This window comes from Variovorax sp. 20P10.2.4 (assembly GCF_058244205.1).
Genome location: NZ_JBZAYE010001147.1, coordinates 1 through 1221 on the forward strand (window position 1 = coordinate 1; position 1221 = coordinate 1221).

Genomic DNA, 1221 nt, shown 5'->3' on the forward strand with positions numbered 1-1221 from the left:
AGCGGCGAGCGCTGGCGGCCGGTGACGGCCAGCGCGCGCAGCCGCCCGGTCGCGAGGTTGGGCATGGCCGAGACCATGCTGTCGATCGCGAAGTCGATCTGCCCGCCCATCAGGTCGGTGGCCATCGGCGCTTGGCCCTTGTAGGGCACGTGCGTGAGCGTCACGCCGGTCATCGAACCGAGCAGCACCGCCGACAGGTGCTGCGGCGTGCCATTGCCGGACGAGCCGAAGCTGTACTTGCCGGGGTTGGCCTTCAGCAGCCGCAGGAACTCCGCCGCGCTGCGCGCCGGGTTCGCGTCGTTGACCTCTAGCACCAGCGGCACCGCCGCGAGCTGCACCACCGGCACCAGGTCCTTGAGCGGGCGATAAGGCAGCTTCGGATAGAGCCACGGGCTGATCGCCAGCGGTCCGCTCGAGGACAGCAGCAGCGTGTAGCCGTCGGGTTTGGCCTTGGCCACGAAGTCGGTGCCGATGTTGCCGCCGGCGCCGACCCGGGCCTCGATCACCAGCGGCTGCCCGAGCGCGGCCTGCAGGCGCGGCGCGAGCAGGCGCGCGAGGGCATCCGACGGACCGCCGACCGGGTACTGGATGACGACGGTGATGGGCTTCGAGGGATAGGCCTGCGCGGCGGCCGGCGGGCTCGCGGCGACGGTGGCGAACAGCGCGAGCGCGGTGGCCAGGCGGGCGAGGGGGCGGGGATGGATCTTCATGCTTGTCTCCTTTTTGGGTGTCGATGGAAAAGCGTCAGCGGTGGACGCGGGGATTCGTGGTCTCGATGGCCTCCACGAGGCGCGCGATCTCGTCCTCGTCCGTGAGGTAGTGCGGCGTGAGCCGCAGCACGCCCGGCAGGCCCGCGGCCTCCAGTGCCCAGCGCGCGTGCTGCGGGCCGACGAAGGAGGCGTGGACGCCCGCGTTGGCAAGGCGGCGGACGAAGGCCGCGCCATCGCCGAAGGCCTCGGGCAGGCGATAGGTCAGCAGCGCGCTGCGATCGGGCTGGCCGGCCTCGAGCGGTTGCCAGCCGAAGCGTTCCTGCAGCGCATGCACGAGGCGCTGGCGAATCAGCGCGTTCTGTCGCGCGATGCGCGCCGGGTCGACCGCGAGCGCGTAGTCGCAGGCCGCGCCCAGCGCCAGCCGCAGGCCCGGATGGAACTCGTGGCCCTCGAAGCGCCGTGCATCGGACCAGGGCTGCAGGCGCTCGGCCTCCAGCCACTGCGCGCCGGC

At 72.3% G+C, this 1221-nt stretch carries 2 protein-coding genes; both read right to left on the minus strand.

Going from position 1 to position 1221, the window contains the following annotated elements:
- On the minus strand, nt 1-710 hold a 710-nt coding region (locus AC27VN_RS41850; RefSeq protein ID WP_490880571.1), incomplete at its 3' end, for a Bug family tripartite tricarboxylate transporter substrate binding protein.
- A gap of 34 nt (nt 711-744) precedes the next feature.
- Nucleotides 745-1221: aminotransferase class V-fold PLP-dependent enzyme (locus tag AC27VN_RS41855; protein ID WP_490880572.1), on the minus strand; the 477-nt coding region annotated here is incomplete at its 5' end.